Origin of the sequence: Methylobacterium sp. J-068, from assembly GCF_022829445.1 — a bacterium.
Lineage (GTDB): Bacteria > Pseudomonadota > Alphaproteobacteria > Rhizobiales > Beijerinckiaceae > Methylobacterium.
On sequence record NZ_JAKSXY010000061.1, the window covers coordinates 111,593 to 137,556 of the forward strand.

24 protein-coding genes and 1 pseudogene are annotated in these 25,964 nt (G+C 71.5%); 10 read left to right on the forward strand and 15 right to left on the reverse strand.

Annotated elements, in window-relative coordinates:
* Nucleotides 1-80: 80 nt before the first annotated feature.
* Nucleotides 81-395 (reverse strand): hypothetical protein, encoded by a 315-nt coding sequence (locus tag MKK54_RS07930; RefSeq protein ID WP_244010244.1) that lies wholly within the window; start codon nt 393-395, stop codon nt 81-83.
* Nucleotides 396-669: 274 nt separating this feature from the next.
* Between MKK54_RS07930 and MKK54_RS07935 the strand changes: the two genes are divergently transcribed.
* Nucleotides 670-1,590, forward strand: coding sequence for a peptidylprolyl isomerase (locus MKK54_RS07935; protein ID WP_244010245.1), 921 nt, complete (start codon nt 670-672; stop codon nt 1,588-1,590).
* Between the two features lie 6 nt (nt 1,591-1,596).
* Here the strand turns inward: MKK54_RS07935 and MKK54_RS07940 are convergent, their stop codons facing one another.
* Nucleotides 1,597-2,775 (reverse strand): sensor domain-containing diguanylate cyclase, encoded by a 1,179-nt coding sequence (locus tag MKK54_RS07940; protein WP_244010246.1) that lies wholly within the window; start codon nt 2,773-2,775, stop codon nt 1,597-1,599.
* A gap of 250 nt (nt 2,776-3,025) precedes the next feature.
* On the reverse strand, nt 3,026-4,321 hold the full coding sequence (locus MKK54_RS07945; RefSeq protein ID WP_244010247.1) for an HlyC/CorC family transporter: 1,296 nt from the start codon (nt 4,319-4,321) through the stop codon (nt 3,026-3,028).
* 118 nt (nt 4,322-4,439) lie between these two features.
* Here MKK54_RS07945 and MKK54_RS07950 point away from each other — a divergent pair.
* Nucleotides 4,440-4,803: pseudogene (locus MKK54_RS07950) on the forward strand (transposase); the annotation flags it as partial.
* Between the two features lie 77 nt (nt 4,804-4,880).
* Here the strand turns inward: MKK54_RS07950 and MKK54_RS07955 are convergent.
* A complete protein-coding gene (locus MKK54_RS07955) occupies nt 4,881-5,069 on the reverse strand; it encodes a hypothetical protein (protein ID WP_244010248.1) in 189 nt (62 codons plus the stop codon).
* 390 nt (nt 5,070-5,459) lie between these two features.
* Between MKK54_RS07955 and MKK54_RS24645 the strand changes: the two genes are divergently transcribed.
* Nucleotides 5,460-5,687: a hypothetical protein gene (locus MKK54_RS24645; protein WP_313898378.1), complete on the forward strand. Its 228-nt coding sequence runs from the start codon at nt 5,460-5,462 to the stop codon at nt 5,685-5,687.
* A 103-nt stretch (nt 5,688-5,790) separates the two neighbouring features.
* Here MKK54_RS24645 and MKK54_RS07965 read toward each other — a convergent pair whose 3' ends face one another.
* From MKK54_RS07965 to zapE, 4 genes are all read right to left on the reverse strand, one after another.
* Complete coding sequence (locus MKK54_RS07965; RefSeq protein ID WP_244010250.1) at nt 5,791-6,180, reverse strand: hypothetical protein; 390 nt, start codon at nt 6,178-6,180, stop codon at nt 5,791-5,793.
* A gap of 192 nt (nt 6,181-6,372) precedes the next feature.
* Nucleotides 6,373-8,736, reverse strand: coding sequence for a xanthine dehydrogenase family protein molybdopterin-binding subunit (locus MKK54_RS07970; RefSeq protein WP_244010251.1), 2,364 nt, complete (start codon nt 8,734-8,736; stop codon nt 6,373-6,375).
* Nucleotides 8,733-9,230 carry a (2Fe-2S)-binding protein gene (locus MKK54_RS07975; RefSeq protein ID WP_244010252.1) on the reverse strand — a complete coding sequence of 166 codons (498 nt, stop codon included), beginning with the start codon at nt 9,228-9,230 and terminating at the stop codon, nt 8,733-8,735. Before MKK54_RS07975 ends, MKK54_RS07970 begins: the two co-directional genes overlap by 4 nt.
* A 424-nt stretch (nt 9,231-9,654) precedes the next feature.
* The gene (zapE, locus tag MKK54_RS07980; protein ID WP_244010337.1) at nt 9,655-10,845 is read right to left on the reverse strand and encodes a cell division protein ZapE; all 1,191 of its coding nucleotides are present in this window, start codon (nt 10,843-10,845) and stop codon (nt 9,655-9,657) included.
* Nucleotides 10,846-11,151: 306 nt separating this feature from the next.
* On the opposite strand from zapE, the gene MKK54_RS07985 reads away from it, so the two are divergent.
* From MKK54_RS07985 to MKK54_RS07995, 3 genes are all read left to right on the forward strand, one after another.
* Nucleotides 11,152-11,733: a GNAT family N-acetyltransferase gene (locus MKK54_RS07985; RefSeq protein ID WP_244010253.1), complete on the forward strand. Its 582-nt coding sequence runs from the start codon at nt 11,152-11,154 to the stop codon at nt 11,731-11,733.
* Between the two features lie 75 nt (nt 11,734-11,808).
* The gene (locus MKK54_RS07990) at nt 11,809-12,141 is read left to right on the forward strand and encodes a hypothetical protein (protein WP_244010254.1); all 333 of its coding nucleotides are present in this window, start codon (nt 11,809-11,811) and stop codon (nt 12,139-12,141) included.
* Nucleotides 12,142-12,271: 130 nt separating this feature from the next.
* Complete coding sequence (locus MKK54_RS07995) at nt 12,272-12,487, forward strand: hypothetical protein (protein WP_244010255.1); 216 nt, start codon at nt 12,272-12,274, stop codon at nt 12,485-12,487.
* A 24-nt stretch (nt 12,488-12,511) separates the two neighbouring features.
* On the opposite strand, the gene MKK54_RS08000 is transcribed toward MKK54_RS07995, so the two are convergent.
* The 3 genes from MKK54_RS08000 to MKK54_RS08010 all read right to left on the reverse strand — a co-directional run bounded on the left by MKK54_RS08000 (nt 12,512) and on the right by MKK54_RS08010 (nt 15,611).
* Nucleotides 12,512-13,189 (reverse strand): spermidine synthase, encoded by a 678-nt coding sequence (locus MKK54_RS08000; protein ID WP_244010256.1) that lies wholly within the window; start codon nt 13,187-13,189, stop codon nt 12,512-12,514.
* Nucleotides 13,190-13,446: 257 nt separating this feature from the next.
* Nucleotides 13,447-15,120 carry a formate--tetrahydrofolate ligase gene (locus tag MKK54_RS08005; RefSeq protein ID WP_244010257.1) on the reverse strand — a complete coding sequence of 558 codons (1,674 nt, stop codon included), beginning with the start codon at nt 15,118-15,120 and terminating at the stop codon, nt 13,447-13,449.
* A 269-nt stretch (nt 15,121-15,389) separates the two neighbouring features.
* Nucleotides 15,390-15,611, reverse strand: a complete 222-nt coding sequence (locus MKK54_RS08010) for a heavy-metal-associated domain-containing protein (protein ID WP_244010258.1) — start codon at nt 15,609-15,611, stop codon at nt 15,390-15,392.
* A 240-nt stretch (nt 15,612-15,851) separates the two neighbouring features.
* Between MKK54_RS08010 and MKK54_RS08015 the strand changes: the two genes are divergently transcribed.
* Nucleotides 15,852-17,333, forward strand: coding sequence for an EAL domain-containing protein (locus tag MKK54_RS08015; RefSeq protein ID WP_244010259.1), 1,482 nt, complete (start codon nt 15,852-15,854; stop codon nt 17,331-17,333).
* Between the two features lie 148 nt (nt 17,334-17,481).
* Nucleotides 17,482-18,411 carry a TIGR01459 family HAD-type hydrolase gene (locus MKK54_RS08020; protein ID WP_244010260.1) on the forward strand — a complete coding sequence of 310 codons (930 nt, stop codon included), beginning with the start codon at nt 17,482-17,484 and terminating at the stop codon, nt 18,409-18,411.
* Nucleotides 18,412-18,424: 13 nt separating this feature from the next.
* On the opposite strand, the gene MKK54_RS08025 is transcribed toward MKK54_RS08020, so the two are convergent.
* Nucleotides 18,425-18,958 (reverse strand): protein phosphatase CheZ, encoded by a 534-nt coding sequence (locus tag MKK54_RS08025; RefSeq protein WP_244010261.1) that lies wholly within the window; start codon nt 18,956-18,958, stop codon nt 18,425-18,427.
* Nucleotides 18,959-19,009: 51 nt separating this feature from the next.
* Nucleotides 19,010-19,393: a response regulator gene (locus MKK54_RS08030; RefSeq protein ID WP_018046001.1), complete on the reverse strand. Its 384-nt coding sequence runs from the start codon at nt 19,391-19,393 to the stop codon at nt 19,010-19,012.
* Nucleotides 19,394-19,674: 281 nt separating this feature from the next.
* Between MKK54_RS08030 and MKK54_RS08035 the strand changes: the two genes are divergently transcribed.
* Entirely contained in the window at nt 19,675-20,913 is a 1,239-nt protein-coding gene (locus MKK54_RS08035; RefSeq protein ID WP_244010262.1) for an aminotransferase class I/II-fold pyridoxal phosphate-dependent enzyme, read from the forward strand.
* A 19-nt stretch (nt 20,914-20,932) separates the two neighbouring features.
* On the opposite strand, the gene MKK54_RS08040 is transcribed toward MKK54_RS08035, so the two are convergent.
* Entirely contained in the window at nt 20,933-21,289 is a 357-nt protein-coding gene (locus tag MKK54_RS08040) for a hypothetical protein (RefSeq protein WP_244010263.1), read from the reverse strand.
* A 299-nt stretch (nt 21,290-21,588) separates the two neighbouring features.
* The gene (locus MKK54_RS08045; protein WP_244010264.1) at nt 21,589-25,002 is read right to left on the reverse strand and encodes an acyl-[ACP]--phospholipid O-acyltransferase; all 3,414 of its coding nucleotides are present in this window, start codon (nt 25,000-25,002) and stop codon (nt 21,589-21,591) included.
* Between the two features lie 269 nt (nt 25,003-25,271).
* Here MKK54_RS08045 and MKK54_RS08050 point away from each other — a divergent pair, with 269 nt between their 5' ends.
* The gene (locus tag MKK54_RS08050) at nt 25,272-25,913 is read left to right on the forward strand and encodes a TetR/AcrR family transcriptional regulator (protein WP_244010338.1); all 642 of its coding nucleotides are present in this window, start codon (nt 25,272-25,274) and stop codon (nt 25,911-25,913) included.
* The last annotated feature ends 51 nt before the right edge of the window (nt 25,914-25,964 follow it).

Genomic DNA, 25,964 nt, shown 5'->3' on the forward strand with positions numbered 1-25,964 from the left:
ACGCAACGCCTGCGTGTCCTCGGGGAACTGGCTCCCGGCACACGTTTCCGCATCACGGCCGCCGGACGCCGCATCCGATATCAGTTGATGAGGCAGAACCCCGTGCCGGTGCCGACCACGCGCCGGTTGGCACACCAAAAATCGGCAGCGCGGACCTCACGGGCGGACGGGGCCGGCACAGCCACGGGCTTGACCGAACGCGGGGTGGGCTCGGAGGTGGGCTCGGAAGCGACGGTGGAAGCCGCGGCGATGCTGCCCGTGGAGACCACGGCGGCCCTCTCGATGGTGGCGCCACGGAAACCGCCGCGCGCCGCGCGCCCTCGCGCCTCGGCGTCCTGCGCCGCGCCGAGCGCCAGGATGAGCAGGGTCGCGCCGATGATCTGATTGCGCCGCATCGTCGTCCCCCCCTCGGCCTGGTACGCTCCCGAGCGTAGGCACGGGCGCCTTAACGACGCCTCTCGCGAACCCGTCGCAATCGCGCGAATTCGGTCGGGCGGCCCCACGGCCGCGCTTGCCTTCGCCCCCTCGGCGCGCCACCTGATGTCGCGGTCGGAACCGCGGCGGCTCCCCGCCGCCCTCCCCGCTCGACTGCCCCACGCGACGACCTCCGGCCGGAAAGAGCCGGGACGCGGGCGGCGCTCCCAAGACGCCACGATCAAGGACGCCACGATGACGATGATCAAGTCTCTCTCGCGCTCGGGCCTTCTGCGCACGGGCGCCGTGGCTCTGGCGCTGGGCCTGCCCCTGGCCTCGGCGCGGGCGCAGGCCCCCGCCGGGACACCGGCCGCGCCCGCGGCACCCGCCGCCGCGCCGGTGGCGCCCGAGACGGTGGTCGCGAAGGTGAACGGGGCGCCGATCACCGCGGGCGACCTCGCCATCGCGGGAGAGGACCCGGCCCTGTCGCTGCCGGGGGTCGACGACGCCCAGAAGAAGACCCTGCTCATCGACTACATGGTCGATCTCAAGGTCGGCGCCCAGGCGGCGGAAGCCGCCAAGATCGGCGATTCGCCGGACTTCCAGCGCAAGCTCGCCTACTTCCGGGACAAGCTCCTCCTCGACGAGTACCTGGAGCGCGAGGCCAAGAAGGCGGCCACACCGGAGGCGGCCAAGGCCCTCTACGACCAGACCGTCAAGGCCATGAAGCCGGAAGAGGAGGTCCATGCCCGCCACATCCTGGTGGAGAGCGAGGACGAGGCCAAGAAGATCGCCGCGCGCATCAAGGGCGGCGAGGATTTCGCCAAGGTCGCGGGCGAGGTCTCGAAGGATCCGGGCTCGAAGGCCGAGGGCGGCGACCTCGGCTGGTTCACCAAGGAGCGCATGGTCGCGCCCTTCGCCGAGGCGGCGTTCAAGATGAATGCCGGCCAAGTCTCGGACCCGGTCAAGACCCAGTTCGGCTGGCACGTGATCAAGCTCGAGGAGAAGCGCACCAAGCCGGTGCCCAGCTTCGCCGAGATGAAGGAGCAGGTGGACCAGTACATCACCCGCAAGACGCAGCAGGACCTGATCCTGAAGCTGCGCGAGGGCGCCAAGATCGAGCGCACGGCCGCGGCACCGGCGCCCGCGGCGACGCCGGCCCCGAAGGCCCCGTAGGCGCCGTCACGCCACCCGGCGCCACGCGGCCGGGGCGGCTTCGCTGCGGTCCCGTCCGTTGTGCTTGGCCCGGTAGAGCGCGGCATCGGCACGCCGGAGCAGCGCGTCGAGACCGCGCGGCGGACCCGTCTTCGCGGCCCCGAGATCGGCATTCGCCAAGCCGATGCTGACGCTCACCGCGAGGTGCGGCAGGTCCGGCACCGCGATCCGTGCCACGGCCCGGCGCAGGAACTCGGCCTGGGCCATGGCCTCGTCCGGCGTCGGGCCCATGAGCAGGCAGGCGAATTCCTCGCCGCCCATCCGGCCGAAGACCGCGCCGGGCGGAAGCAGGGCCGTCACCGTGTGACAGAAGCCGACCAGGACGCCGTCGCCCACCGCGTGGCCATGCAGGTCGTTGATGCGCTTGAAGTGGTCGAGGTCGAACAGCAGCAGCGTCACGGTCCGACCCTGCGCCGCCAGGGCGGCCTCCGCCCGGGTCACGAAGGCGCGCCGGCTCAGGATGCCGGTCAGGGCGTCCGTATCGGCGGCCAGGCGCTGCAGGTGCTCGGCGCGTTCCTTCGTCAGCGACATGAACACGAAGGCGATCGCCAGGGTGAAGAGCATGCCGATGAGGCACAGGAACGTCAGCCAGGGAGATTGCAGCGGGTTCGGGCCGACCTTCGGCGGGGCCACGATGGCGAGCGGTATGCGGACCCAATAGGCGGCGGTGTAGAGCAGCAGGAGCGCGACGCCGGGATAGCGCGAGACCAGGCGCTCGGCCCGCGCGCGCCAGATCTCCCGTGCCGCCAGGAGACAGAAACTTCCGGCCAGGCCCGAGGCCAGCATGACCCGAGCGGGCAGCGACGCGTAGAAGGTCGGGATCAGGCAGGCGCCGCCCCAGAGGGCCACGGCCGCCGCGATCGGGACGAGGCGGGAGGAGCGGCCCTCGAAGGCGCGCGTTCCGGTCCAGATCAGGCCATAGGCGCCGATCATCACACCGTTGGCGACCCCGATCGAGATCCAATCCGGGATCGTGCCGCGCAAGACCAGGAGGGTCGACGCCATCGCGCCGGCGATGTGCGCGGCTCCCCAGATCGACAGGGCGTGAACGTGCCGCGCCTGACTCCAGGACAGCAGAAACAAGCTCCCGACCATGAAGGTCAGGATCACCGTCACCAGCAGCAATGTCGGAGCGTCGAGCAGCATCGACCGGTTCCGCTCCCCTCATCCGCTCGGTGATCGATGGCCTCCGCGCCGGCATTCCGGTCGCGTCGCGCGACGTTACACCGACGAGGTTACTCAGAGTTGGACACGCGGCGCGCATCGATCACGTTTGCGACAGCCTCCCTCTCGGCCGCGCCCGCGCTCGAAACGCCCCGTTCCGTGAAACCGACTCGTCCGACGGCCCGGATTCCAAGGGCCGATACGCGGTCGCGTCGAGGTCTGGTCCGAGATCCTACGACTCCGTCTTGCGCGGGTTGGGTCCGAGCGGCGTGATGCGCAGGGCGGTGATGCGGTTGCGGGCCTTGCGCAGCACCTGGAAGCGGAAGCCGTGGAAGTTGAAGGCGGTGCCGGTGTCGGGAATGGCCCGGGCCTCGTGGATGACGAGCCCCGCGATGGTGGTGGCCTCGTCGTCGGGCAGGTCCCAGTCCATGGCGCGGTTGAGGTCGCGGATCGGCACGCCGCCGTCGGCGTTCACCGAGCCGTCGCCCTGGGGCCGGACGCCGGAGACCGTCACGTCGTGCTCGTCGGCGATGTCGCCGACGATCTCCTCCAGGATGTCCTCCAGGGTGACGAGGCCCATCACCTCGCCGTACTCGTCGACCACGAGGGCGAAGTGGGTCTTCTTGGTCAGGAAGGCCTTGAGCTGGTCGCGCAGCGACGTGGTGTCGGGCACGAACCACGTCTCCAGGGCCAGGGCCTCCACCTTGAGGCCCGAGGCGTCGCCGCCGGCGGCATCGAGGGCGCGCAGCAGATCCTTGGCGTGCAGCACGCCGACGATGTTCTCCGAGGTGCCGCGCCAGAGCGGCATGCGCGTGTAGGGCGAGGCCAGGACCGCGCGCACGATCTCCTCCGAGGGCAGGTCGGCGTCGATGGTGCGCATCTTGGTGCGGTGGACCATCACCTCCGAGACCGTCAGCTCGGAGAGGTCGAGGAGGCCGCCGAGCATGTCGCGCTCGGCCTTGGCGACGCCGCCCTCCCGATGGAGCAGGGCGACCTGGCCCCGGATCTCGTCGCTGGCCGAGAGGATGGTCTGGCGCTCGCCGATCCGGATGCCGAAGGGCCGGAGCATACCGCGCACCAGCGCCTCGATGGCGATGGCCGCCGGCCCCAGCAGCGCCACCGCGAAGGCCACGGGCCGGGCCATGAGCAGCGCGGCGCTGTCCGGCTTGTTGATGGCCAGGGTCTTGGGCAGCACCTCCGCGAAGATGATGACGAGCACCGACATCACGCCGGTGGCGTAGAGCACGCCGCTCTTGCCGAACAGCGTGGTGAGCACGCTCGTGGTGAACGCCGAGGCGCCGATGGCCACGATGTTGTAGCCGATGAGCATGGCGCCGATGAAGCGCTCGCGGCGCGCCAGGATGGCGTTGACGAGGCGGGCGCGCAGGTCGCCGGCATTCTCCAGGGCGAGCATCCGGGCGCGGGACGCCGCCGTGAAGGCGGTCTCGGCCCCCGCGAAGAAGGCCGAGAGCAGCAGCGAGATCGCCACGATGCTCGCGGCCAGCCAGAGATCGGTATGGGGTTCCATGCGCGCCGGTGCCGGAAGGTGTGTCTGCGGGTCGAGCGCCCGATTACCACGACGCGGGCCGGCGGGCGCGGGTCCCCGGAGCATCGGACTGTCGATCGCACGCATACGCAGTACGAAGGACGCGAAGCACGCGAGCGGGCCGGGTGCGTCCTCGGGCATGCGCTGGCGGGGTCGTCCCCGACGCGGCGAGGACGGCGATCCGCCGGACCGGGCGCGACGTCACCGGCCCGGACAGCCGCATCCTGCCCGCCCGCGACGGGTTCGTGCAGGGCTGCAGCGGCCGGATCGCCGTGGATGCCGCGCATCGGATCAGCTTGGCGCATCGGCTGGTGACCGACGCCGTCGAGCCGGTGTTCGGGCAGATCGAGCAAGCCAGAGGCGTCCGCCGGTTCCCGCTGTGCGGGCGCGATCAGGTCCGAGGCGAATGGGCGATGATCCGCACCGCCCACAACCTCCTCAAGCTGGCAAAGGCCGGACCCTGAGCCTAAAGACCGACGCCCAGGTCGGCCCGGACTTCGACGCGCATCCCAGCACGGGAACGCGTTCCGCGGACGGACTCCTAGCGCTTCATCTTGCCGAGGCGGGTCAGCAGCGCCTCGATCCGCGCGCCCGGCGGCTCGGACAGCATGTCGGCGTAGAAGGTCCGCAGGCTGAGGCCGAGATGGCGCCGGATGCCCGCATTGAGGGGAGGCGGACCCGGCCGCGCGGCGTCCGTCGTGTGAGAACAGTCGCTTCGGCTCTTGGACATGGAAGAGGTTCCGGCCGCGCCGGTGTCACCCTGCCGGAAGCAGGATGTGGCCGACTGAGGCCAGGAGGCTGTCACGATCCGGTTAAGGATGATTTGATGATCCGGCACGCCGGACCGGCCCTCGAGGCGGGGCCCAGACAAATGTTGTCAACCGCATTTGTTCGCCTCGGAGCATTAAAAAAAACCGCGCCGCCGACCACCCTCGGGAAAGGGCGTCGCGCCAATGACTTGTGGCGATCCGATCGCCTCGGACGTTCGCTGAAACGGCTAACGAAGCGTTTCCGGTTGTGGACGAATCCGGCCGATCTCGATTACAACATCCAAGCTCACGGCGCCGCAGAGTGGTTGTTTTTCGATCTCCCGCAACCAACAACGGGAATTATAACCGGCATGCAGAATATTACCATTACAGATCGGGAACGTGATGCTGTATTAGCCGCGCTTCGCTACTATCAATTCTATAGACTCCAGGGACATCCCTTCAGTCCTTATCAGGATCATTTGATCGATGCGATTGCGAGCGAGTCCGGAGAGGCTCTCGACATTGCCGAGATCGACGACCTCTGCGCCGGCCTGAACGGCAACGACCACGCCCTCGCCGCCCTGGCCAGCGCCTGAAATCCCCTGTCGCCGGAGGCGGGGCGGATGGTGCCGCCGCCCCGTACGTCCATCGCGCCGGCCCGCGGCGCGCGCGGTTCGCGAGCCGCCTCGGAGACCTGATTCAGGGTGCGCCGTCCACCTGAGCCTGCGCCCGGTCGACCGCCTCGCCGCACGCCTTCGCATCCCCCTTCTTGTCGGCCGTGCGCGCCTCGTCCAGCGCCACCTTCGCCTGCATCGCCTTGTCGCCGCCCTGGCCGGCCTCGGCCGATTTCTCCGGCGAGGCCGCTTCCGCCGCGGCACTTCCCCCGCTCCCCGTCACGCCCTGGCCGCTCCGGGCGCTGGCCGTGGCCTTGCCGCTGGTGTTGGCGGAGATCGCCTCCTTGGCCAGATCCTTCACCGGACCGTCGAGCTTGGCGATCCGGTCCCCGCAGGGAGAGGCGAGGACGGGCGCCGCGCCGACGACAGATCCGGCGGCGATAAATCCGGCGGCAAGCCACACGAAACGCGTCATCGATCGCTGTCCTTGATCCTGTGAGCGAGGTCGGCCCGACCGGGCGCGCCTCCGTCCGGTGGTCAACCATCTGGATCGCGACCGGGCTCCCTCCGGCCGCATGAAAACACGCCGCGCGTCCCGCGATTCGGCTCGGCCACGCGCGAAACCCCGCGCCGGGGACGAACCCGGCGCGGGCGGTCGCGGCCGCGCTCAGGCGCTGAGCTGGTCGCGAATCGGCAATTGCCGGATGCGCCGGCCCGTGGCGGCGAAGATCGCGTTGGCGATCGCCGGGGCCACGGGGGGGACGCCGGGCTCGCCGACGCCGCCGAGGGGACGGTTGTAATCCGCGTTCGGCAGCAGGTGGACGTGGATCTCCTTCGGCGCGGCGTCGATGCGGGTGATCTCGTAGCCGTCGAAGTTGTTCTGCTGCGCGCGCCCGTCCTTGAAGGTGATCTCGGCCGAGAGCGCGAGGCCCATGCCCATGACGACCGCGCCCTCCATCTGCGAGCGCACCCGCTCCGGGTTGACCTGCGGCCCGCAATCGACGGCGATGTCGACGCGCTTGACCTGCACCTCGCCCTTGGGGCCGACCGCCACCTCCGCCGCCACCGCCGTGTGGGTGACGAAGCTGTAATGGCCGGCGATGCCCAGACCCGTGCCCTTCGCCATCTTGCGACCCCAGCCGATCCCCTTGGCCGCCGTCTCGATGACCCGGCGCAGGCGCGCCGTCTCGATCGGATAGCGGGCCGGGTCCTCGCCGTAGTTCCAGACGTCGCCGATCGTCGTCGGGTCGATGATCCGGTCGGGACCGATCAGCGCGAGCAGGTACTCCTTCGGGTCGCGCCCCGCCGCGTGGGCGAGTTCCGAGACGAAGGACTGGATCGCGAAGGCGTGCGGGATGTTCGAGACCGAGCGAAACCAGCCGATGCGCACGTGGGCATCCGCCGCCGGGTTCTCAAGGCGGATGTTGGGCACGGCGAACGGCGTGTTGGTCAGACCCATGCCGAGCTCGAAGGGCAGCTCGTGCTTGGGGTCGGGTGCGAAGATCGAGCCGATGGTGGGCGCGGCCGAGCGGTGCAGCCAGGCGACCGGCATGCCCTTGTCGTCGAGCCCGGCCTCCAGCCGCTCCACCGAGATGGTGTGGTAGTAGCCGTGGTGGAGGTCGTCCTCGCGGGTCCAGATCAGCTTGACGGCTGCGCCGTCCACGGCCTGGCTGCAGAGGGCCGCTTCCACCACGTAATCGGGCTTCGACTTGCGGCCGAACCCGCCGCCGAGGAGCGTCACGTTCACCCGCACCTTGTCGGCGGGCAGGTTCAGCTTCTTGGCGAGGCGGTCATGCGTCGCCTGGGGCGCCTGCGTGCAGGCCCAGGCCTCGCAGAACCCGTCCTTGATCCGCACGGTGGCGGCCGGCGGCTCCATCGGAGCCTGAACGAGGTGGGGCACGAAGTACTCGGCCTCCAGCTTCGTCTTGGCCTTGGCCATCGCGCCCGCGACGTCGCCCTGGTCGCGCACGACCTTGCCGGGCGCGCGCGCGGCCTTCTCCAGTTCGCCCCGGAAGGCGACGGAATCGTAATGGGCGTTCGGGCCGTCGTCCCAGGTGATCTTCAGGGCATCGCGGGCCTTCATGGCCGCCCAGGTGTTCTTCGCGATCACCGCGACGCCGCCGATGGGCTGGAACTCGGACGGGATTTCCGGTGCGTCGATCTGGAAGATCTTCACCACGCCCGCGACCTTCTTGGCCTCGGTGTCGTCGTAGCTCACCACCTTGCCGCCGAAGACCGGCGGGCGGGCGACCAGCGCGTAGAGCATCCCCTCGAGGCGGGTGTCGATGCCGTACATCGCCCGGCCGACGGTGAAGTCGTGGTTGTCGATGAGGCCGATCTTGCCCTTGCCGATGTAGCGGAAGGCCTCCGGCTTCTTCAGGGTCACGCTCTCGCGGGCCGGCACCGACAGTTCGGCGGCCGCCGCCGCGACCTCGCCGTAGCCCAGGGTCCGCTTGGACCTGGCGTGGGTGATCAGGTGGTTCTCGGCCTTCACCTCGCCCGCCGGCACGCCCCACTGCCGGGCGGCGGCCTGGACCAGCATGGCTTTGGCAGCCGCGCCCGCATGGCGCAGGTGCGGGAAGAAGTGGCGCAAGCTGCGCGAGCCGTCGGTGTCCTGGTTGCCGAAGCGGGCTTCGTCGCCCCAGGCCTGGGCGACCTTCACCTTGGACCAGTCGGCCTCGAGCTCGTCGGCCACCACGAGGGCGATCGAGGTGCGCACGCCCTGGCCCATCTCGGAGCGGTGGCAGGTCACCGTCACGGTGCCGTCGGGGGCAATCGCCACGAACACCTTCGGGTCGTCCTGCCAGCCATGCGGCATGGCATCGGCGCCGTATTTTTTCGGACCCTCGTCCTTCTTGTCCTCGGCGCGCGCGGGATCACGCCACGAGAGGGCGAGCACCAGGGCCCCCATGCCGCCGAGCATGGCGCGGCGGCTGACATTGGCGAGGGCGCTGGAGGAAGCGCCGGAATCGGGCGAGGCCTCGGCCGGCGCGGTGGCGAGATCCGCCATGGTCTGGGCTTCGTGGATCACAGGCGCTCTCCCGTATTGGCGGCGGGCTTCTGGCCGGCACCGGACACTTGGCCGGCAGCCTGGTGGATCGCGGCGCGGATGCGCGGATAGGTGCCGCAACGGCACAGGTTCCCGCTCATCGCCTCGTCGATCTGCGCATCGGTGGGCTTCGGGGTGTCGGTGAGCAGCGAGGCGGCCTGCATCATCTGCCCGCACTGGCAGTAGCCGCATTGCGCCACGTTGAGGTCGCGCCAGGCCACCTGGACCGGGTGGTTGCCGTCGGGGGACAGGCCCTCGATGGTGACGACGGCCTGCCCCTCGGCGGCCGAGACGGGGGTGACGCAGCCGCGCACGGCCGTGCCGCCCACATGGATGGTGCAGGCGCCGCACAGGGCGGCGCCGCAGCCGAACTTGGTTCCGGTGAGCCCGACCTCGTCGCGCAGGTACCACAACAGCGGCATGTCGGGGTCGCCGTCGAAGCTGCGTTCAGCTCCGTTCACGGTCAGTTTGATCATCGGTGTATCCTGTCATCGATCAGGCCACGGGCCGGTCGGGATCGGCGTCACGCCAATCCGTGGAGCGGCGGGAGGCCGTCGGGGTCACATGTCGGGCGTCGGGCGGCGGCCACGGGCGGCAGGGCCGCCGTGCCGCTTCGAAGTGTCCTGAAGCACGGCGGCGGATCCGGCCTCGCGCAGGCGGGCCGTCGCAGCGCACGAAGCCCCCACGCCCCGTACCTCGGAATGAATACAAGTAAGCGCCGGGGCTGCCGCGGTGCAACCGGACACCGGCGCCGTCATCCGTCACGGGCGCGCCGATCCGGCCTTCATGTGCCGTTACGCACGGAGCGGGGAATACTGTGTGATCCGCGAGGCCGGCTCGGAGGTTGTTTATGCCGGCTTTCCCGGAAGCGCCGGAAAACCGTTTCCTTTACCGGCTTTCTCAGGTCTCGACGAGGCCGGTGCTCGACCCCGAGGCCCCGGAATCGCCCGCCCCGTGCGGCAGGGCGAGATATTCCGACGAGCGCATCTCGATGAGGCGCGAGACCGTGCGGTCGAACTCGAAGGCCTCGCGCCCTTCCGTGGCGGTGTAGAGGTCCTGCGGCTCGGCCGCCGCCGAGGCGAGGAGCTTCACGTGGGCGTCGTAGAGGGTGTCCACCAGCGTGATGAAGCGCTTGGCCTCGTTGCGGTTGTCCGGCCCCATCACGGGAATGTCCGCCACGATGACGGTGTGGAAGGCGCGCGCCACCGCCATGTAGTCGGAGGCGCCCAGCGGCTGGGCGCAGAGGTCCGCGAAGGTGAAGCGGGCGACGCCGCCGGTCTCCTCCGGCACCGCCACGTCGTGCCCCTTCACCCGGAGGGTGGCGGGACGGCCCTTCGCCTTGCCCGTGAGGCCCTTGAAGGCGCGGGCGAGCGCCGCGTTCGCATCGGCATCCGCCGGGACGTGGTAGACGGAGGCGCCGCCGAGCTTCTCCAGCCGGAAATCCGTGCGGGAATCGAGGCGCAGCACGTCCACCCGCTCCTGCAACTCGGCGATGAAGGGCAGGAACAGCGCGCGGTTGAGGCCGCCCTCGTAGAGCCGGTCGGGCTCGACGTTGGAGGTCGCCACCACCGTGACACCGCGCTTGAACAGGGCCCCGAACAGGCGCCCGAGGATCATCGCGTCGGCGATGTCGGTGACGGTGAACTCGTCGAAGCAGAGCAAGGTCGCCTCGTCGGCCAGCGCATCCGCCACCACGGGGATCGGGTCGTCACCCTTGGCCGTGCCGGCCTTCAGGGCCTGACGATGGGCGTGGATGCGCTCGTGCGCGTCGGCGAGGAAGCCGTGGAAATGGACCCGGCGCTTCGGCTCGGGGGCCGACTCGTGGAACAGGTCCATCAGCATGGTCTTGCCGCGCCCGACCGAACCCCAGATGTAGAGCCCCTTCGGCGCCGTGGCGGCATCGTCCCGGCGCCCGAAGAGCCAACCGAGCGCGCTGGTCTTCCGGGCGCGCTTGCGCCGGCCGAGTTCCTGCGCCAGCCGGTCGAGGGCGCGCACGAGGTGGACCTGCGCGGGATCGCGCTCGATGGCGCCGGCGGCGACCAGGGCCTCGTAGCGCTCGAAGACCGGCCCTGGGGAAACCGCGCCCGCCACCGCATGGCTGGACGGCGCGCGGCCGGGGGGAACGGAACCGGGATTCGAAGGGGCGTTCACGGTGGGCGACCTATGGGACGGACGACGAATGTGTGGGCGGACCCGCGCGGCTCGGCCGGACCGGTCTGACGTGGGCACCGTCCCGGATCAAGCCCGGCCCCTCCGGCCGGCACGACGCGCGTCGCGGGCGGTCAAAATGCTGCATTGCACAAACCCGGTGGGGATGCCAGATCAGCAGAGCCTTGAGGGAGGCTACGCCCGGAACCGGCGCGCCACGCGCGCCCCACATCCGGAGACCGGCACCCGATGCCAGACACCCACCCGACCTTGCCGCCGACCTTGCACCCGATCGTCCGCCGCCTGTGGCCCAACGACGGCCCCGCGGTGGAGACCTACTTCCTGCGGCTCGACCCCGAGACCCGCGCCAACCGCTTCATGGGCGCACTCAGCGACGCGGCCGCCCTCACCTATGCGCGCGGCGCCATGGACGCGGAGGGCCTGATGTTCGGGTGCTTCGTCGACGGGACCCTGCGGGGCCTCGGCGAGTTGCGTCCCGCGAGCGCCCCGATGCCGGGCCGCGCCCTCGGCATCGAGGCCGAGGCCGCCTTCGCGGTGGAGAAGGCGTATCGCCGCAACGGGCTCGGCCAGGCCCTGTTCCGCCGCATCGCCGCCGCCGCGCGCAATCGCGGCGTGCGCGACCTGCACGTGCGCTGCCTCGCCTGGAACCGGCCGATGCGGGGGCTGGCCACGAAGGTCGGGGCGGACCTGCGCATCACGGGGGGCGAGGCCGACGGGGCCCTGCACCTCGCCCGGCCGACTCCCGTCTCCCTGTGGCAGGAGGGCGTCACCGAGGCGGTGGATTTCACCCTCGCCCTCACGGCGGCGTGAGCCCGGCTTTGCCGCCCGGCACGGGCGGGCTATCATGAGCCACGCACGCCGCGCCCGCCGCCGAGGTCCCGCGTCATGACGGCCTTCTCCCGGCGGAGCCTGTCCGCCTCCGCGCCCCGCCTTGCCCTGCTCGCCTGCGCCGCCCTGCTGCCCGGCTCCGTGCGGGCGCAGGAACGCCCCGACACCACGGCACTGACCTGCGCCGAGGCGTCCGCCCTGGTGGCGCGGGCCGGCGCCGTCGTGATGACCACGGGACCGGCCACCTATGCGCGCTTCGTCCGCGACGGCGGCTTCTGCCCCCTGCCCGAGACGACCCAACCCTCCTGGGAGACCACCCGCGACAACCCGAAGTGCTTCGTCGGGTACACCTGCCGGGACAAGTTCAACGAGGGCCAGGGCCGCGACTAGGGCGCGCCCTCTCGACCTTCGCGGTCGCGGCTTACGGCCAAGCTGCCATGTTGCCGCCCCGCCCCCCGCCGATGCTCCGCTTCGGGATCGTCCCCGAGAGGACGACCGGGCACGAGGCGGGGCTGAAGACATGGACAGGATCAGGACCAACGATCGCGCGCCGGGCCAGGCCTCCGTCGCCGAGGCGCGCCTCGCGCGCTCGGTCGCCGATGCCCTGCGCATCATCACGGCGGCCTGCGAGGAGCGCAACGCTCCCCCGGTCAAGGCCGCCCGGCGTCACCTCGCCGAAATCTACGGCGCGACCCGGCTGAACCGCCAGCGCGAACGCCGGCGCGCCTCCGCCTGACAATTCCTCATCCGAGGCCCGGCCTCAGCGCCGGGGCCGCTCGGCGAGCCAGATGGTGTGGCGCGCGCCCCGCGAACGCCCGGCCCGCACGCCGACCTCCTCCACCGTGAAGCCGCTCCGGGACAGGCGCTGGGTGAAGGCCGGATCGGGATGGGCCGACCACACCGCCAGCACCCCGCCGGGCCGCAGGGCCGCCCGCGCCGCCGCGAGGCCCGAGGCGTCGTAGAGGCGGTCGTTGGCGCTGCGGGTCAGCCCGTCGGGGCCGTTGTCGACGTCGAGCAGGATCGCATCGTAGGCCGCCCGGCCTGCGCGGATCAGCCCGGCCACGTCGGCCACCCGGGCGTCGACGCGCGCGTCGGCGAGCGCCTCGGCCGAGAATGCCGCGAGGGGGCCGCGCCCCCAATCCAGCACCGCCGGCACGAGTTCGGCCAGCACGATGCCGGCCTCGGGCGGCAGGGCATCGAGGGCGGCACGAAGCGTGAAGCCCATGCCGTAGCCGCCGATCAGCCAGCACGCGTTCCGGCGCGCCCCGAGCCGCGCGGCGGTGAGGGTCGCCAGCGCTTCCTCCGAGCCGCTGAGCCGGCTGTTCATCAGCTCGTTGTGGCCGAGCTGGATCGAGAATTCGCTGCCCCGCTGCAGCAGCCGCAGGGAATCGGCCCCGCCCGGGATGGGCGCGGTGTCGAGGACGACCCAGGGAATCATCGGTCGGACCCGATCATGGGCGAGGCGCGGGGTGACGTGCGATCATGCGCCCCGGCTAGCACGGGCCGCGCGCCGGATCACCCGCCGGGCATGACATGCCCCCTTCCCCTGGACGAGGCGGGAAGCGCAGAAGGCGCTTCGCCGCCCGGGCGGCCCGTGCCGGCACCCCGTCATCCCGGGTCCGCGCAGCGAAGCCCGGGATCCGGAAACCAGGTGGTGCCGCCATAAGCGATCGTTCCGGGGGCGGGCGCCCGAGGCTAGAACAGCCCCTCGATCTGCCCGATGGCATCGAGGTGGATGCCTTCCGAGGCCGGGACCTTGGGCAGGCCCGGCATGGTCATGATCTCACCGCAGATCACCACCACGAAGCCGGCGCCCGCCGAGAGGCGCACGTCGCGCACCGCGATGAGGTGGCCCGAGGGCGCGCCCATCAGGTTCGGGTCCGTGGAGAACGAGTACTGGGTCTTGGCCATGCAGACCGGCAGGTTGCCGTAGCCGTCCTTCTCGAACTGGGCGAGCTTGGTGGCGGCCTTCGATTCCACCTGGATGTCCCCGGCGCCGTAGAGCTTGGTGGCGATGGCGCGGATCTTGTCGGTGAGCTTGGTCTCGGTCTCGTAGGCGAAGCTCAGGGGCTTCTGCTCGCCCTCCGCCAATTTGACCACCGCGTGCGCGAGCTCCTCGGCGCCGGCACCCCCTTCCGCCCAGTGCTTGCAGGTGATCGCCTCGACCTGGAGCTTGTCGCGGCAGAGTTCCTTCAGCTTGGCGTGCTCGGCATCGGTGTCGGCGTAGAAGTGGTTGACGCCGACCACCACCGGCAGGCCGAAGCTCCGCACGTTGGTGACGTGGCGGGCGAGGTTCGCGAACCCCTTCTCCAGGGCGTCGAGGTTCTCGGAGCCGAGTTCCTTCTTCGAGACGCCGCCATGCATCTTGAGGGCGCGCACGGTGGCGACGATGACCACCGCCGAGGGCTTGAGGCCCGCCTGCCGGCACTTGATGTCGATGAACTTCTCCGCGCCGAGATCGGCGCCGAAGCCGGCTTCCGTCACCACGTAGTCGCCGAGCTTCAGGCCGGCGCGGGTGGCGATCACCGAGTTGCAGCCGTGCGCGATGTTGGCGAAGGGTCCGCCATGGATGAGGGCCGGGTTGCCCTCCAGGGTCTGGACGAGATTGGGCTGAAGCGCGTCCTTGAGGAGCACCGTCATGGCGCCCGTGGCCTTGACGTCCTTGAGAGTCACCGGCTTGCGGTCGCGGGTCTCGGCGATGACGATGCGGCCGAGGCGCGCCTCGAGATCGTCCAGGTCACGCGCGAGGCAGAACACCGCCATGACTTCCGAGGCCACGGTGATGTCGAAGCCGTCCTCGCGCGGGAAGCCGTTGGCGACGCCGCCGAGGGACTGGGTGATGGCGCGCAAAGCGCGGTCGTTCATGTCGACCACCCGGCGCCAGTGGATGCGGCGCACGTCGATGTTGAGCTCGTTGGCCCAGTAGACGTGGTTGTCGATCAGCGCGGCCGCGAGCGAGTGCGCCGAGGTGATGGCGTGGAAATCGCCGGTGAAGTGCAGGTTGATCTGCTCCATCGGCACGACCTGGGCCTTGCCGCCGCCGGCCGCTCCGCCCTTCATGCCGAAGCAGGGACCCAGCGAGGGCTCGCGCAGGCACATCACGGTCTTCTGGCCGATGCGGTTGAGCGCGTCGCCGAGGCCGACCGTGGTGGTGGTCTTGCCCTCGCCCGCGGGCGTCGGGCTGATCGCGGTCACGAGCACGAGCTTGCCCTCGGGCTTGCCCTCCAGCGCCTTGATGAAGCCGTGGTCGATCTTGGCGATGTGCTTCCCGTAAGGGTGCAGGGCCTCGTCCGGGATGCCGATCCTGGCGGCGACCTCGGTGATCGGCTGAAGCGTCGCCGCGCGCGCGATCTCGATATCTGAGGGCATTCTTCGTCACTCCCGGATTGTTCTTGGCCCGGCTGCGTCCGGCACGGGGCCGAACACCTCCGGTGGCGTTCGTGGCGGCCGCCGAATTCTCCGATCCGCCGACGTTGGGCCGTGCGGATCGGCCGAACGGCCATGCGCTATGGATCGCACCAGTCTGCGCGAACGGACAAGCAAAAGCGCGTCGGAAATTTTGAATTCTCAGCCAAAATTTTGTTTGGGATCAGGCGCGTGTCGCCGCGTCCCGCCATCCCTCCCTGATCCCCCCTCCCTCATCCCGTCATCGCGCTCGCCGTGTAGCCGGCCTCGGTCAGGGCTTCCGCGATGGTGAGGGCCTGGGCGGTCGTCGTCACCGCGACGCGGCCGTGGTCCAGATCGACCACCACCCGGGCGTCGGGGTCGAGACGCTGGATCGCCCGGGCCACCGCCGCCGCGCAGCCGTCGCAGGTCATGCCCTCCACCTGCATCAGGAGATCCGATGGCACCGCGTCCATGAGGTCCGCTCCGGGGTGTCGTTCCGCCGGTCCCATCTTGGGCGCGCGGCCGTGCGATGCAAGCGTGGCCGCAAGAACCCGGGGGTAGCGGTCCCGGGACACAGAGCACAGGTTGCGAAAATCGGTTTACCGTGTCCCCCGCTCCCTTGTGGGGCCGGGCCGTCTCGGCAACAACGAGAGCGCAGGGCGGGGCGGGAGGCCCCGGCCCCCGTTCACAGCGTTCGAGGATCGCGTATTTCGATGGCCCGGATCGTCGGCCGGCGTACGAGTGTCTGGGCCCTGAGTCTTCTCGGGCTCTGCCTCATCGGCCCCCTGGCCGTCTTCACCCCCCTGGGCGCGAGCCTCGCGCTCGCCGGCCTCGGCCTCGTCCTGGCCCTCGTGGCGCAGTGGCGCGCGGGCCGGCTCGGCAAGCGCTGCGACAAGCTTTCGGGCGAACTCGACGTGCTCTCCCAGCGCCTCGTGCGCATCGAGGCGGTGACCCGCGCCATCGCCGAGCAGCAGGTGCGCGCCGTCGATGCCGGAGCCTCTGCCGCCAGCCGGATCGCGGCCGTGCCGGAGACCGCGCCGCTCAGCGCCGAGATCGAGGAGGTGACGGCCGAGATCGGCCTCCTCAGCGGCATCGTGCGCGAACTCGCCGCCGTGGTCGCGGCGCAGGACGACGCGATCGCCGGCCTGAAGGCGGCTCCCCCACCCGCGCCCGCCGCGACCGTCGCGCTCCCGCCGCGGACCGCCGCCCCGGCGCCGCGCGTTCCCGAGGGCGTGCCGTCCCGGCTCCGGGAATCGGCCGAGCCGCCGGCCGCGCCCTGGACGCCGCGCACCCTGAGCCGGATCGCGCCGCCTGACCGCGATCCCGAGCGCGAGGCGGCCCTGCTCGCCGCCTTCGACGGCCCGGGACTCGAGGTCCATCTCCAGCCCGTCGTGTCGCTGCCCCAGCGCAAGGTGGTGTCCTACGAGGCCCTGGCGCGCCTGCGACTGCCGGGCGCCGCCTCGGGATCGGGCCCCCCCGGCTCCGAGATCCTGAGCCCCGACATCTTCGTGCCGGTGCTGGAGCGGCACGGGCGCACCACCGACCTCGACCGCCGCATGCTGCAGCAGGTCGCCACCATCGCCCGCCACCTCGCGGGGCGCGGCAGCCTGGCGGCGGTGGCCTACGGCCTGTCGCCGCGCTCGCTGTTCGAGCCGGGCTTCCTGCGCTCCCTCGGGCGCCTCGTCGAGGGCGAGCCGGACCTGTCGGGCCGGGTGATGCTGGCCCTGCCGCAGGCGAGCTGGCGCAGCCTCGACGCCGAGCAGTCAGGGGCGCTGGCCGACCTGCGCGGCCGCCTCGGCTTCATCCTCGACCGGCCCCTCGACCTGCGCCTCGACCCCCTGGCGCTCGCCGACCGGGGCGTGACCCAGGTGAAGGTGCCCGCCGACCTGCTGCTGCGGCCGGGCTCCCGCCAGGCGATGCCCGACATCGCCCTGGAGGATCTCGTCGCCGCCCTGGCGCGGGCCGGCATCCGCCTCGTCGCGGACGGGGTCACGCGCGAGGCCGACGTGCCGGACCTGATCGAGCTCGACGTGCCCCTGGCGCAGGGCGCCGTCTTCGCGCCGGCCCGCGTGGTGCGCTCCGAGGTGCTCAACGCGCCCCCGCCCGAAGCGCCGCGGCCGGCCCCGCCGCCGAACGAGGATCCGGAGCCGCCGCAGCGCCGCCCGTTCCGCGATTTCCTGCGCCGGGCCGGCTGAGCGAAGCCCGGATCCGCCATCCCGAGGGGATCGACCGGTCTGAGGCCGAACCGCCGGGCGGCGTTTGATTTTCCGGCGCGTCCCGCCTAACCGGACGGCGTTCCCGCCCGACGTTCCCCGAACCCCACGCCCCAGGTTAGGCCCGCCGATGACCGATACGCCCGCAGGTTCCTCCGTGCCGGGACGCCTCGTGCCGGAGCCTGTGCCGACCCTGCCGGGCCTCGCGGCGATCGCCGAGGGCTACGACCTCATCCTGTGCGACGTCTGGGGCGTGCTGCACGACGGCACCAACGCCCATCCGGGGGCCAGCGACGCGCTGATGCGCTTCCGCGCCCGGCCCGGGGCCGGGCGCCCACGCCGGGTGGTCCTGGTCTCCAACGCACCGCGCCCCTGGGCGGGGGTGCGGACGATCCTCGACGGGTTCGGCATCCCGCGCGAGGCCTACGACGCGATCCTGACCTCGGGCGACCTCACCCGCAGCCTGATCGCCGCGTATCCGGGCGCGCGCATCCACCATCTCGGGCCGGAGCGCGACGCCCCGATCTTCACCGGCCTCGACCTCACCCTGGTCCGCGCCGAGGCGGCGGACCGCGTCGTCTGCACCGGCCTGTTCGACGACACCCGGGAGACGGCGGAGGATTATCGCGCGACGCTGGAGGCCCTGCGCGCGCGGGCGGTTCCGATGATCTGCGCCAATCCCGACCTCGTGGTGGAGCGCGGCGGCCGGCTCATCCCCTGCGCCGGACTCATCGCGGAGGCCTACGAGGCCCTCGGTGGGGCCGTGACCTATGCGGGCAAGCCGCATCGTCCCGTCTACGAGGCGGCCCTGGAGCTGGCGGGGGGGCTCGACGGGGCGTGCGCCCCGGAGCCGGCCCGCGTCCTCGCCATCGGCGACGCGCTGCGCACCGACATCGCCGGTGCGGCCGGTTTCGGAATTCCCAACCTGCTGGTGGCGCGCGGCATCCACGCCGAGGAACTCGGGGTCTCGGCCGCGCAGGCCTCGCTGGGCGACATCGCCGAGTGGCTCGACCGGCAGGCGGTCAGGCCGGATGCGGTGATCGAGCGCCTCGTCTGGTGATCGGGGGCTGCGCTCAGGCGAACAGCGCGTCGATCTCGTCCTGGGCGACGGCCGGGCCGTTGAGCTGCGGGCCGTTGAGCAGGAGGAGTTCGTTGCGGACCCGGCGCTCCACCTCCTCCGGGTCGATGCCGCCCTTGTCCTTGGCCTTGACGGCGCTGGCGAAGCGCGAGAGCCGGCTCTCGAGATGGCGCAGGGCCTCCACCACCTTGGCGATGCGCTGCCCGGTGATGTCCTGGAAGGTGCAGGCCTCGAAGATGTCGTTCATGCGCGCCTCGACGGTGGCGCGGTAGTTCCCGTCGTCGGGCAGGCCGAGGATCTCCTCGGCCGTGTTCATGATGGAGTTGGTGGCGCCGGCCGTGGCGGCCACCACGCTGCCGAGTTCCTCGTGGGCCATCGGCAGGCGATCGCGGGTGAGTTCATTGGCCCGGAGCGCCGCGATCTCGTTGCGGAGATGCGCGATGTAATCCGCGATTTCGACGAGTTCACGGATCAATGTCGGCTTGTTCGACCCGGCGCCCGCCTGCCGCGCCTGCTTGGCGAGTGCCATCGACTCCCGCTCCCCTGATCTCGTTGTTTCTGGGCCGCCTCGCGTTCCGGTTCAGGCGCCGCAGACCGCCTCGATCTTGCTCTTCAGCGTGGCGGCGTTGAACGGCTTGACGATGTAGTTGTTCACGCCGGCCTTCTTGGCCGCGATCACGTTCTCGGTCTTCGACTCGGCGGTGACCATGATGAACGGGGTGGTGCGCAGGGCCTCGTCGGCGCGCACGTGGCGCAGGAGCTCGTAGCCCGTCATCGGCTCCATGTTCCAGTCGGAGATCACGAGGCCGTACTTGCGGTTCTTCAGGCGCGCCAGGGCGGCGGTGCCGTCGGACGCGTCGTCGACTTCCTCGAAGCCGAGCTGCTTCAGGAGGTTGCGGATGATTCGGACCATCGTCTGATAATCGTCGACGACGAGGATCGGCATGCCGAGATCGAGGGCCATGGGTCGGTGTGCTCCGTCGGGGAAGAGCCGGTGCGAGGCGCACGGCGCTGCTGGAATTTGCCGGCGCGCCATGGTTCGGGCGCCCCTTGGCGCTGAACCTACGCAGCATCGCATTGCGAAGCCGTTAACTGCCCGGCTCGGAACCCGGGTTCGCCGCGCGGCCCCGCTCCGGCGCGTCCCGGCGTGGCGCCGATGCATCGCCTGCTGCCTTGGCCGGCATCTTGGCCTGCGCCTGGGCCTGCGCCTTGACAAGGGCGGGTCGCTCGGCCCCTTCGAAGGGCATGTCCACCGTCCGCCCCACATCGGAAACCGTTGCGGCCAAGAATTCGGCGGCCAAGAATTCGGCGGCCAAGAGTTCGGCGGCCGAGAGGTCCGGGGCCGAGAGTTCCAGCCTCGATGCCTTCGCGCGCGAGACCCTGGCCGATCTCGATGCCCGGTCCTTGCGCCGGCGGCTCGTCGACACCGCGCGCGGCCCCGGCCCGGCGGCCCGGCGGGGCGGGCGCGCGCTGGTGTCGTTCTCCTGCAACGATTACCTCGGCCTGTCCGACGACCCGCGCGTGATCGCGGCGGGCCAGGAGGCCCTGGCGCGCTACGGCGCGGGGGCGGGCGCCTCGCGCCTCGTCACCGGCAACCACCCCGTGCTCGCGGCCCTGGAGGCGCGGCTCGCCGCCCACAAGGGCAAGGACGCGGCCCTGGTCTTCGGCAGCGGCTACATGGCCAATCTCGGCATCGTGCCGGCCCTGGCGGGCCCCAAGGACCTCGTCCTCATCGACGCGCTCGGCCATTCCTGCCTGTTCGCCGGCGCGCAGGTCTCGGGCGCGACGATGCTGCGGTTCCGCCACAACGACGTCGACCACCTGCGCGGCCTCTTGAGCGCCCGGCGCGGCCGGCACGGGCGGGCGCTGGTCCTGACCGAGCGGGTGTTCAGCATGGACGGGGACCGGGCGCCCCTGTCCGCCATCCTGGAGGCGGCCGCCGCGCACGATGCCTGGACCCTGGTGGACGATGCCCACGGCCTCGGCGTGGTGGAGGCCGGCGCCCGGGCGCCCCTGGAGATGGGCACGCTGTCGAAGACGCTGGGGTCCTATGGCGGCTATCTCTGCGCCTCGCGGGGCGTCATCGACCTGATGACGAGCCGGGCCCGCAGCTTCGTCTACACCACCGGCCTGCCGCCGGCCTCGGCCGCGGCGGCGCTCCGGGCCCTGGAGATCGTCGAGGCGGAGCCCGAACGGGCGGCCCGGCCCCTGGCCCTGGCGCGCCGCTTCACCGCGCGCCTCGGCCTGCCCGAGGCGCAGAGCCCGATCGTTCCCGTCCTGGTCGGGGCGGCGGAGGCGGCCCTGGCGCTCTCGGCCGCCCTGGAGGCGCGCGGCTTCCTCGTCGTGGCGATCCGCCCGCCCACGGTGCCGGCGGGGACCGCCCGGCTGCGGGTGGCCTTCTCGGCGGCGCACACGGTGGATCAGGTGGATGCGCTCGCCGAGGCGCTGATCGGCCTGGGTGCCGGCGCGGCGACGGCGCCGTGAGGCCGCGCCGACCGTCGGATCAGCGCCCCGATCGTCCGGACGCGAGGTCGCGCATCCGGTTCGTCCGCGCCTGATTCGCGCGGCGATGGGCGGCAAAACCGATCCAGCGCGTGACGAGCGGGCCGCCCCGGCGGGTGCGCGGGCCTTCGCCCACCAGCGTCGCGGGCGGGGCGGCGGGGTGGTCGTCCCCCGTGGGGGTTTCGCTCTCGATCGGTGCCCGGGACCCGCGCGCGCCGTCCTCGCGCGCGTTCGCCTCGCGCGCGTTGTCGTTGAAGGGCAGGGCGAGGCAGCCGAGCACCGCCGGCTCGCGCTCCGCGTCCCGCGCACCGGGGGTTTCGAGGTCGTGGGACCGGATCTTGCGTATGTCCGCGGTCATCGTGCTTATCGCTGGTCATCCGAGATCCAGCCTCGCCCGCGTCGCGAGCGGGCGATCCCTCCCCCGGCCCGGGTCTCGTCTGGCGAGCCCGGATTGCGAAGCGGATCATAAGGGATTGCCCGGCGCGATGGCGTCCGCGCTTTGGTCCGTGAGTCCAGAACTCTTGTCCCTGTGTCCCAATTCGCGCCCGCGCGGCCGGGCCGGAGAAACCTCCGGCGCGGTCCGGCCGAACGCGCGTCCACGCGGGCGCGAAGGCTCGCGCGGGGCCGGAAAGCCGCCCGCCCGCACCGGTCCGGGGGTCACGCGGCGGCGGGGGCCTCGCCGGCGGCCCGCTCGCGGGCGAGCTTGACCACGCTGACCTGATCGACCTTGCCGGTGCCGAGCATCGGCACCCGGTCGAGCACCACCACCTCGGCGGGGATCGCGATCTCGGGCGCGCCCTTGCCCTTGGCGAAGCTCTGGTAGGCGGCCCGCGTCGCGTCCCTGGCCTCCGTGAACAGCACCAGCCGCTCGCCCTTTCGGGCATCCGGCACGGCGGCCACCGCGCTCGGCGCGTCCGGCCAGAGTTCGGCCGCGATGGCCTCGACGCTCGCCAGCGACACCATCTCGCCGGCGATCTTGGCGAAGCGCTTGGCCCGGCCCTTGATCGTGACGAAGCCCTGCGCGTCGATGGCGACGATGTCGCCGGTGTCGTGCCAGCCCTCCGGCGGCGCCTCGACGCTGCCGGGCCGCTCGGGCCGCAGGTAGCCCAGCATGATGTTGGGTCCGCGGAGGGACAGGCGGCCGCCCTCCTCGATGCCGGGCACCGGCTCCAGGCGCCAGTCCTGGCCGGGCAGCAGGCGGCCCACCGTGCCGAAGCGGTTGAACATCGGCGTGTTGAGGGCGACCACCGGGCCGCACTCGGTGACGCCGTAGCCCTCCAGGATGCGCAGGCCGAACTTCTCGCCCCAGGTCCTGCGGGTGGATTCCTTCACCGCCTCGGCCCCGGCCACGACGTAGCGCAGCGAGCGCAGGTCGTAGGAATGCGCGGTCTTGGCGTAGCCGGCGAGGAAGGTGTCGGTGCCGAACAGGACGGTGGCGTTGGAGCCGTAGATGAGTTCGGGCACGATCCGGTAGTGCAGCGGCGAGGGGTAGAGGTAGACCGGGACGCCCGAGACCAGCGGCAGCACGAGGCCCGCCGTCAGCCCGAAGGCGTGGAACACGGGCAGCACGTTGAAGACCTTGTCGCTCGGCCCGAAATCGATCCGGGCGGCGACCTGCGCGGTGTTGGCCAGCATGTTGCGGTTGGCGAGCACCACGCCCTTGGGCGCCCCCTCCGAGCCGGAGGTGAACAGGATCGCGGCCGGGTCGCCGCCGGCCCGCGCCACCAGGGGCGCGCGCCGGCCGAGGAAGCCCCGGAGCTTGTCGCCCGTCGTGATGCCGGCCCGGACATCCTCCAGGTAGACCAGGGTGACGGTGCCCCTGATCGCCTCGACGAGGGGCCCGAGCCGGCCCTTCTCGACGAAGGCGCGCGAGGTCAGGATGGTGTCGACCTCGGCCGTCCGGCAGGCGGAGAGGATGTTGGCGGCCCCCGCCGAGAAGTTGATCATCGCCGGCACCCGGCCCGCCGAGGCCAGGGCGAACAGCGTCACCGCCGCCCCGTTGGCGTTGGGCAGCATCACGCCGAGGGGCTTGCCCGGGGCGCCGAGGGCCTGGAGCTTGCGGCCCAGGATGTTGGCGCCCATCACGAGGCGGGAATAGCTCAAGGTTCCCAAGGGGTCCTCGACCGCCGTGCGGCGCCAGCCGTGGCGCTCGCCCGCGTCGACGAGGGCCTGCATCAGGCCGCGATCGATGTCGGTGGTGCGGAAGACGAGGTCGGACATGATCCCGTAGAGCGCGGCGCCCGCCGCCTGCCGGCGGGCCTTGCCCTTGAGGGCCGGGTCCACGGCGAGCGCCACCGGCGGCAGGATCGTGACGGTGACCTTCGGCCACCAGCGGCGCTTCACCTGGTTCTTCGAGAGGCGCGAGAAGACCGTCTTCTCCAGGCCCTCGATCTTCACCGGCACCACCATGGCGCCGGACTTGTCGGCGATGAGCCCAGCCCCGTCGTAGACCTTCATCAGGCTGCCGGTGACGGTGAGGCGCCCCTCGGGGAAGATGATCAGGGTCTCGCCGTTCTTGACCGCGTTGATCAGGGTGCGGGTGGCGAGCGGGCGGGTCGGGTCCAGCGGCATCGCCTTGGTGATCGCCAGGAACGGCTTCACCCACCAGCGCTGCGCGATGCCGTGGTCGACGGCGAAGACGGGTTCCTGGTCGAGGAGCGAGAGCGCGAGCGGCGCGTCGAGGAACGAGACGTGGTTGAGGGCGACGATGGCGTTCGGCCCCGCCTTCTCGACGTTCTCCAGGCCGCGCACCTCCAGCCGGTAGAAGGCGCGGAACAGGATCGAGAGGAAGTCGCGGAACGGGCTCGTGGGCAGCACCGCGAGGATGACGATCCCGGCCACGAGGTTGAGGACGCCCAGCAGGGTCAGCAGCGCGGCCATCGACCAGCCGGCGCCCTGCAGGGCGGCGAGCCCGAGGGCGCCCGTCACCATGAAGGCGGCGGTGAGCACGTTGACGGCGCCGATGACGCGGGCGCGCTTGTCCTTGTCCGTCCAGGCCTGCACGGCGGCGAAGGAGGGCACGATGTAGAGGCCGCCGGCGACCGCGAGGCCGAACAGGTCGATCGTGACGCGCAGGCCCGTGCCGGTGGTGAGGAAGTCCCACGCGCCCAGCGGATCGCCGGAGACGGGGGGGAGGTGCCCCACCGTCCAGGCGAGGTCGAGGCCGAACAGGCCCATGAACAGGGCGCCGATGGGCGTGGGCAGCAGCACGATGCGGCCGCTCGCGAGCCAGGAGGCGAGGCCCGAGCCCACCGCGATGCCGATGGAGAACACCGCCAGCAGGGTCGTCACCACGGTCTCGGAACCGTTGAGGCTCTGGCGCACCAGCACGGGGAGCAGCGACAGGATCACGGCACCGACGAGCCAGAACCAGCTCACGATAAGCGAGCCGCGCCACATCCGGGTGTCGCCCCAGATGTCGCGCAGCAGCGCGGCGGTGGAGCGGGCGACGTTCGGGTCGATGCGCAGCGTCGGCGCGGCCTCGCCGGTGGCGGGAATCGCCCGCGCCGAGAGCCAGCACAGGACGGCGAACACCATGATCATCCCGCTGAAGGCCATGGCGCCCCCGCCCATCGCGGTGGCGAGACCGGCCACGATGGTGCCGAGCAGGATGGCGAGGAAGGTCGCGGCCTCGACCAGCGCGTTGCCGGCGGTGAGTTCGTCCCGGCGCAGGTGGTCGGGCAGGATGCCGTACTTGATCGGCCCGAACAGGGCCGCGATCGTGCCGAACAGCCCGAGCGCCACGAACAGCACCGGCACGGAATGCATCCAGAAGCCGAGGGCGGCGGCGGCGGCGGCGAAGATCTCGGCGAATTTCAGGCGCTTGGCGATGAGCGCCTTGTCGTAGCGGTCGGCCATCTGGCCGCCGAGGCCGGAGAGGATGAAGAACGGGCCGATGAACACGGCGCCCGCCAGGGTCACCAGCAGCGGCGAGCCGCCGCCCGCGCCGCCGACCTTGAACAGGATGAGGAACACCAGGGCGTTCTTGAGGAAGTTGTCGTTGAAGGCCGAGAAGAACTGGCACCAGAACAGGGGTGCGAAGCGGCGCGTCGTCATCAAGGTGTGGAACATGACGGTCTCCTCGGACGCGCGGGCTTGGGGCGACGCAGGATCGAAACGCGGCATGACTGCCCGCCCGACGCCATAGCGTCAAATCCTGAACCGCTCGTCCTTTGTACGATGTTCAAAATCTAGACGCGCCGCGGGGGCTGTGCAATCGCCGGATTGCACGTCGTGCAATCTCGGCGGCGGCCGGGTGCGGGGACGCACGGGCGGGGTCTCGCGGCGCACGGAGAGCGCCTGCCGGGATACGAAGGCGAAGGGGAGCCACGATGGCGCGGATGGAGAAGCGGGGCACCGGACCGCGTGGCGAGCACAACCGGGAGGAGTTCCTCGCCCTCGTCACCAAGGCCGCCGAGGGGCTGGTCCGGCACGAGGGCTTGCGCGGCCTCGGCATGCGGCGGCTGGCCAGCACCATCGGCTACGCGCCGAACTCGATCTACAACGCGGTGGGCGACCTCGACGCGGTGGTGATGCGGGTCAACGCCCGCACCCTGGAGCGGCTGCACGCGATGCTCACGGCGGCCGTGGCGCCGGAGGCCTCGCCCCGCACCAACGCGCTCGCGGTGGCGGATGCCTATCTCGCCTTCGTGGGCGCCGACCCGCAGGTCTGGAGCCTGGTCTTCGAGCACCAGCTCGCCCCCGACAGCGCCTTTCCGGACTGGTACGCGCAGGCCCTGGCCCGGACCACGGACCTCGTCGACCGCGTGCTCCAGCCGATGATCCCCGATGCCGACGAGCGCCGGCAGGCGGTGGCGACCCTGTGGGCGAGCCTGCACGGCCTCGCCTCGCTCTCGACATCGCGAAAACTCGCGGTTCTCACGCCCGAATCCCCGCGCGATCTCGCTCGACTCCTGGTCGGGCGGTTTCTCGGTTCGGTGGAGGTCGGGCCGGCACGTCCCGGTCCTGCGAGATCGGATTGATCCGCGGGGAAACGGCCAGCCAAGGGGAAACAACCAGCCAAGACTCGGGAC

Coding starts and splice junctions, on each gene's coding strand:
- MKK54_RS07930 (WP_244010244.1), bottom strand. CDS start 395: ATGCGGCGCAATCAGATCATCGGCGCGACCCTGCTCATCCTGGCGCTC.
- MKK54_RS07935 (WP_244010245.1), top strand. CDS start 670: ATGACGATGATCAAGTCTCTCTCGCGCTCGGGCCTTCTGCGCACGGGC.
- MKK54_RS07940 (WP_244010246.1), bottom strand. CDS start 2,775: ATGCTGCTCGACGCTCCGACATTGCTGCTGGTGACGGTGATCCTGACC.
- MKK54_RS07945 (WP_244010247.1), bottom strand. CDS start 4,321: ATGGAACCCCATACCGATCTCTGGCTGGCCGCGAGCATCGTGGCGATC.
- MKK54_RS07955 (WP_244010248.1), bottom strand. CDS start 5,069: ATGTCCAAGAGCCGAAGCGACTGTTCTCACACGACGGACGCCGCGCGG.
- MKK54_RS24645 (WP_313898378.1), top strand. CDS start 5,460: ATGCAGAATATTACCATTACAGATCGGGAACGTGATGCTGTATTAGCC.
- MKK54_RS07965 (WP_244010250.1), bottom strand. CDS start 6,180: ATGACGCGTTTCGTGTGGCTTGCCGCCGGATTTATCGCCGCCGGATCT.
- MKK54_RS07975 (WP_244010252.1), bottom strand. CDS start 9,230: ATGATCAAACTGACCGTGAACGGAGCTGAACGCAGCTTCGACGGCGAC.
- MKK54_RS07985 (WP_244010253.1), top strand. CDS start 11,152: ATGCCAGACACCCACCCGACCTTGCCGCCGACCTTGCACCCGATCGTC.
- MKK54_RS07990 (WP_244010254.1), top strand. CDS start 11,809: ATGACGGCCTTCTCCCGGCGGAGCCTGTCCGCCTCCGCGCCCCGCCTT.
- MKK54_RS07995 (WP_244010255.1), top strand. CDS start 12,272: ATGGACAGGATCAGGACCAACGATCGCGCGCCGGGCCAGGCCTCCGTC.
- MKK54_RS08000 (WP_244010256.1), bottom strand. CDS start 13,189: ATGATTCCCTGGGTCGTCCTCGACACCGCGCCCATCCCGGGCGGGGCC.
- MKK54_RS08005 (WP_244010257.1), bottom strand. CDS start 15,120: ATGCCCTCAGATATCGAGATCGCGCGCGCGGCGACGCTTCAGCCGATC.
- MKK54_RS08010 (WP_244010258.1), bottom strand. CDS start 15,611: ATGGACGCGGTGCCATCGGATCTCCTGATGCAGGTGGAGGGCATGACC.
- MKK54_RS08015 (WP_244010259.1), top strand. CDS start 15,852: ATGGCCCGGATCGTCGGCCGGCGTACGAGTGTCTGGGCCCTGAGTCTT.
- MKK54_RS08020 (WP_244010260.1), top strand. CDS start 17,482: ATGACCGATACGCCCGCAGGTTCCTCCGTGCCGGGACGCCTCGTGCCG.
- MKK54_RS08025 (WP_244010261.1), bottom strand. CDS start 18,958: ATGGCACTCGCCAAGCAGGCGCGGCAGGCGGGCGCCGGGTCGAACAAG.
- MKK54_RS08030 (WP_018046001.1), bottom strand. CDS start 19,393: ATGGCCCTCGATCTCGGCATGCCGATCCTCGTCGTCGACGATTATCAG.
- MKK54_RS08035 (WP_244010262.1), top strand. CDS start 19,675: ATGTCCACCGTCCGCCCCACATCGGAAACCGTTGCGGCCAAGAATTCG.
- MKK54_RS08040 (WP_244010263.1), bottom strand. CDS start 21,289: ATGACCGCGGACATACGCAAGATCCGGTCCCACGACCTCGAAACCCCC.
- MKK54_RS08045 (WP_244010264.1), bottom strand. CDS start 25,002: ATGTTCCACACCTTGATGACGACGCGCCGCTTCGCACCCCTGTTCTGG.
- MKK54_RS08050 (WP_244010338.1), top strand. CDS start 25,272: ATGGAGAAGCGGGGCACCGGACCGCGTGGCGAGCACAACCGGGAGGAG.